The organism is Streptomyces sp. NPDC000410 (assembly GCF_040300305.1).
GTDB lineage: Bacteria > Actinomycetota > Actinomycetes > Streptomycetales > Streptomycetaceae > Streptomyces.
In genome coordinates this window covers 1-6,115 of sequence record NZ_JBEPDM010000107.1, presented here as the reverse complement: position 1 = coordinate 6,115, position 6,115 = coordinate 1, and the positions used below count along the sequence as shown (strand labels likewise).

Annotated in this window: 1 pseudogene; it reads right to left on the bottom strand. The window is 70.0% G+C overall.

The features are described from left to right. Positions 1–6,100: pseudogene (locus ABT342_RS37785) on the bottom strand (non-ribosomal peptide synthetase); the annotation flags it as partial. Positions 6,101–6,115 lie beyond the last annotated feature (15 nt).

Here is a 6,115-nt window from a genome sequence, read left to right as displayed (position 1 = left end):
ACGTGTCAAACCCCGCCGACGCGAACTGCCCCACCCGATCCCCCGACCCCACACCCAGCCACCGAGCATGACCCGCCGCAAAACTCGCGAACCCGGCGTGCGACACCAGCACACCCTTCGGCACACCCGTCGACCCCGACGTATAAATCACATACGCCGGATGCGACACCGACAACGGCGCAAGCCGCTCACCATCGGACACCACGCCCGACGACAGTCCAGACAACTCCCGTGCCAGGCCGGGCGAGCCGACCACCACCGACGCAGCCGGATCCGGCAGCGCTCCTACCGTGGCTTCACCGGCCAGAACCAGCACCGCCCCCGCGTCGGCGAGCATGAACGCGATCCGCTCCGCCGGATACTCCGGATCCACCGGCAGATACGCGCCGCCCGCCTTCAGCACACCGAGCAGCGCCACCATCAGATCCACACCACGCTCCAGCACCACCCCCACCACGGACTCCGGACCGACCCCACGCCCGATCAACAACCGCGCCAAACGATTCGCCCGCGCATCCAGCTCCGCATACGACACCTCGACACCACCCGACACGACCGCCACCGCATCCGGCGTCCGCGCCACCCCCGCCTCGAACAACCCAGAAATCGTCGAAACCGGCACCTCAACCCCGGTGTCGTTCCACTCCACCAACACCCGACGACGCTCATCCGCATCAAGCACATCCACCGCACTCAACCGCGTCTGCGGAGCGCCCACCACCAGCTCCAGCACCCGCACCCACTGCTCAGCGATACGCCCCGCAGCCTCCGGACGGAACAGATCCGCCGCCACCGTCACCGCACCCCGCACCCCCGCAGGCACACCCTCCGCATCGAAACCCTCCCCCAAGATCACATCCAGATCGAACTTCGCCGCCGTCTCTCCCGCCGGGATCTCCTCAGACGTGAGACCAGGAAGATCCAGCACGGCCTCGTCGATGTTCTGCAGCGTGAGGATCACCTGGAACAGCGCGTGCCGGGCCAGCGAACGGGTCGGCGCCAGCTCCTCCACCAGGCGCTCGAACGGCACATCCTGATGCTCGTACGCCTCCAGGCCGGTCTCCCGAACCCGCGCCAACAGCTCGCGGAACGTCGGATCACCCGACAGATCCGTCCTCAGTACCAGGGTGTTGACGAAGAACCCGACCAGGTCGTCCAGCGCCTCATCCGTACGGCCGGCGAACGTCGACCCGATCGGCACATCCGTCCCCGCACCCAGCCGCGACAGCAGCACCGCCAGCGCACCCTGCAACACCATAAAGAGGGTCACACCCTCGGCCCGCGCCAGATCGATCAGCCGCGCATGCAGCTCCGCCGGAATCTCCAGCGGCACACTGTGACCCCGATAACTCGCCACCGCCGGACGGACATGGTCGAACGGCAGCGCCAGCTCCTCCGGCGCACCCTCCAACGCCGCAGCCCAGTAGGGAACCTGACGTGAGATCAGACTCTCTGGGTCCTGCTCGTCACCCAGCAGCTCCCGCTGCCACAGCGCGTAGTCCGCGTACTGCACCGGAAGATCCGCCCACACCGGAGCCCGACCCGCGACCCGCGCCTCGTACGCCACCGACACATCACGCGCCAACGGCGCCATCGACCAGCCGTCACCCGCAATGTGATGCATGACGATCACCAGGACGTGCTCATCCGGCCCGACCTCGAACAGCCAGGCCCGGAACGGGACCTCCGTCGACAGATCGAACGCATAGGCCGCTGCCCGCGCCACCGCATCGGACAGCCCCTCCGACGCCACGGCCTCCACCGGAAGCTGCCAGGCCAGGTCCTCGACATCGAGCACCTTCTGGTACGGCTCCCCGTCGGCCACCGCGAACACCGTCCGCAGCACCTCGTGCCGGCCCATGACATCCCGCAACGCCGCACCGAGCGCCGTGGAGTCGAGCGGACCCGACAGGCGCAGCGCCGCCGGAACGTTGTACGTCGCGCTGGGTCCGTCCAGCTGGCCGACGAACCAGAGGCGTCGCTGCGGGAACGACAACGGCACCAGCTCCGGGCGTTCTCCACGCACCAGCTCGGCCCTCGCCCGGCCCGCGTCCGCCAGCCGGGTCGCGAGCCCGGCCACGGTCGGCGTCTCGAACAGCGTCCGCATCGGCAGCTCGACGCCCAGGACGGCCCGGATCCGGCTCACCAGACGCGTCGCCAGCAGCGAGTGACCGCCCAGCGCGAAGAAGTCGTCGTCCACGCCTACGGCGGACAACCCGAGCACCTGCGCGAACACCCCGCAGAGGAGCTCTTCCCGCAGATCGGACGGCTCCCGGCCGGCTGCCGTCACTCCCATCGTGTAGTCCGGGGCAGGCAACGCCCTGCGGTCCAGCTTCCCGTTCACCGTCAACGGCAGCGCGTCGAGTACCACCACGGCGGACGGCACCATGTAGCCCGGCAGCCGCTCGGCCACCAGCTCGAGCACCTCCGCCGACAGCACGGCATCGGATACACGCGCACCATCGGAGGGAACGACGTACGCCACCAGACGCCGGCCTGCGACCGTGTCCTCGTTCGCGACCACCGTTGCCTGGGAGATGAGGGAATGGGCCGTGAGGACGGCCTCGATCTCGCCCGGCTCGATGCGGAACCCCCGCACCTTCACCTGCTCGTCGACACGGCCGATGTACTCCAGGTTCCCGTCCGACTGCCACCGGACCAGGTCACCGGTCCGGTACAGGCGCGAGCCCGCCGGGCCGAAGGGGTCGGCCACGAACCGCTCCGCGGTCAGCCCCGCCCGCCGCAGGTAACCCCGCGCGAGCCCCACACCCGCGACGTACAGCTCCCCCGCGACACCGACCGGGACCGGCTGAAGCGCCCCGTCCACCACGTACGCACGGGTGTTGACGATCGGCGTACCGATCGGCACCTCGTCCACCCCCGCACGGCACTCCCACACCGCCGCGTCGATGGTGGTCTCCGTCGGCCCGTACGAGTTGAACATCGCCCGGCCGGGGGCCCAGCGCGCGACCAGTTCCGGCGGGCAGGCCTCGCCGCCCACGTCGATGACGACGTCCGTGGCGATGGCCCCGTCCTCCATGCTCGCCAGCACCGCAGGGGGGAACGCCGCGTGTGTCACCCGCTCCCGCGCGATGAACTCCGCCAGTTCGGCACCCAGGCGACGGCCGAGCGGTACCACCACCAGCGTCGCGCCGGACAGGAGAGTGAGGGCCAGTTCCGAGCAGAACATGTCGAAGCTCATCGACGCGAACTGCAGAACCCTGGAGCCCGGCCCGACCCCTGCGGGGTATCTCCGGGCCAGGGCCGCCGCCGTGTTGGCGAATCCCGCGTGCGTCACGACCACGCCCTTGGGCCGGCCGGTGGATCCCGAGGTGTAGAGGACGTACGCCGGATGCTCGGGCAGCAGCTGCTCCCGTTCGGCCTCACTCAGGTCACCGGCGCCCAGGCCCGCCAGTTCCTCGGCCACGTCCGGCGAGTCGAGGACGATCACCGGCACATCCGAATCCGGCGCCGACCCGGCCGTATCCGCCCCGGTCAGGACCACTGCCGGAGCCGCGTCCTCCAGCATGTAGGCGATACGTTCCGCCGGGTACTCCGGATCGACGGAGAGATACGCGCCGCCGGCCTTGAGCACACCCAGCACCGCCGCCATCAGGTCGGCGCCGCGCTCCAGGACCACGGCGACCACGGACTCCGTCCCCACTCCGCGACCGACCAGCAACCGGGCAAGCCGGTTCGCACGGGCGTTGAGCTCCGCATACGAAACATCCACGCCTTCGTACGCGACCGCCACCACGTCCGGGTTCCGCGCCGCCTGCGCCTCGAACGATGCCACCACCGACTGGTCCGGCAGCTCGACCGCCGTGTCGTTCCACTCGGTGAGGACCCGTCGCCGCGCCGCCTCGTCAAGCACCTGCACCGACGCCAGCGGAAGGTCCTGCCCGCCGTCCACCACCCGCTCCAACGCCGCGACCAGGTGCTCCGTCGTGGCGCGCAGGAGCGCGCCCACCGAGGCCGGGTCGATCGGGACCAGCGCGTCCACGATCAGCTCGAACCGGTTCCCGTCATCGTCGACGTCCACGGTCAGCGGGTAGTTGGTACGCTCCCGCGCGGGCAGCACCGCGATGCCGTCCAGAGCAGCGTCGTCCACCCGGCCGCCGCCGATGTTGTGCCGGTAGTTGAGGATCGAGGTGAACAGTGGGGCATCCGCCGGAACGCCGCTGGCCTGCTGGGCAACCGCCAGCGGCGCGTGTTCATGCTGAAGCAGACCCGCCAACTGCGCGCGCATGGCAGCAACCGCCGTCAGCACACCCACCTCGTCCACCCGTGTGCGCACCGGCAACGTATTCATGAACGGACCCGGCACCCGGCTCGCCCCGGCCCCGCCGTTCATCCGCCCGACGAGCACGGTCCCGAACACCACATCGTCACGACCACTGACCGCCGCCAGCGTCCGGGCCCACGCCACATGCAGCACCGCCGCCGGACTGGCGCCCACACGACGGGACACCTCCCGCAGCCGCCCAGCCAGCGGCGGCTCCACGCTCACCCGCGCCTGAACCGCATCCGCCCCGTCGCCCCGCACGTCCGCCAGCCCGAACGGTGCCGTCGGCTCGCTGACGTCCCCGAGCAGTTCCGCGAAGAACCGCTCGTGCTCGGAGCGATCCACACCGCCACGCGCCTGCGCGACGAAGTCCCGGAACGGCAAGGGTTCCGCCAGCTCGTCACCGCGTCCCTCCAGGAAGGCCCGCACCTCGTCCAGCACCACGCCGATCGCCATGTGGTCCTGCACTATGTGGTGAGCCCTCACCAGTGCCAGCCATCCGTCCGCACCCGGCTCGGCAGCCACATGGAGATCCAGCAGTGGTGCCCGGCCCAGGTCCATCGACCGGCCGCCGATCGCCATGAGTTCGGCCACCGGGTCGGTCGTCTGCGGATCCAGCGTCACTTCGTCGACCGGCAGTACGGCGTGGCGCCACACCACCTGAACCGGCTCGCGGAGTCCCTCCCACACCACACCGGTACGGAACACGTCATGCCGGTCCACCACCCGCTGCAACGCGCCCAGGAACGCGTCCAAGCGGGCCCGGGAGTCGAACTTCAACACCCGCGGCATCACGTACGCGTCCTCGCCACCGTCGGCGAGCAGGTGGTGGAAGAGCAGTCCCTCCTGCAGCGGGGCGAGCGGGTAGATGTCGGCGACGTTCGCCGCGCCGCCGTCCACGCCCGCGACGACGCGTTCGATCTCCTCGGCGGACAGCTCCACCAGCGGCAGCATCTCCGGCGTGATCTCCACGGCGTCCGCAGGGATCAGATTCGCCGGCACCACGACCGTCTCCGCACCCGCCGCAGCGGCAAGACCCGCCGGAGTCGCCGTCTGGAACAGCGCCCGCACCGATATGGACACGCCACGCACCCGCAGCCACTCCACCAGCGACACCGCCAGCAGCGAATGCCCACCGAGCCTGAAGAAGTCGTCATCGACCCCCACCTGCTCCAGGCCGAGCACCTCGGCGAACGCGGCGCACAGGATCTCCTCGCGCGCGTCGGCCGGGCCCCGACCCCCACCGGACACGTACTCCGGGGCGGGCAGCGCCCTGCGGTCCAGCTTCCCGTTCACCGTCAACGGCAGCGCATCGAGTACGACCACGGCGGACGGGACCATATACTCCGGCAACCGTATCGACGTGAACTGCCTGACAGACTCAACCAGTTCACCGTTGTCACTGTCGGCTTCCGGTACGACGTAGGCGACGAGGCGGGTATCACCCTGGGCGTCCTCGCGAGCGACGACCGCCGCCTGCGCAACCTGCGGATGACCGGCGACCACGGCCTGGACCTCACCCGGCTCGATCCGGAACCCCCGGATCTTCACCTGGTCGTCCGTCCGACCCAGATACTCCAGCGCACCATCCGCACTCCACCGCACCAGGTCCCCGGTGCGATACATCCGCTCACCGGTGCCCGTGTACGGATTCGCCACGAACCGCTCCGCCGTCAGCCCCGGGCGCCCGGCATAGCCACGTGCCAGCTGCACACCCGACAGATACAGCTCACCGACCACACCCACCGGCACCGGCTGAAGCGCACCGTCCAGCACGAACGTCTTGGTGTTCGTGATCGGCCGACCGATCGGCACCGAACCCTCGCCGGG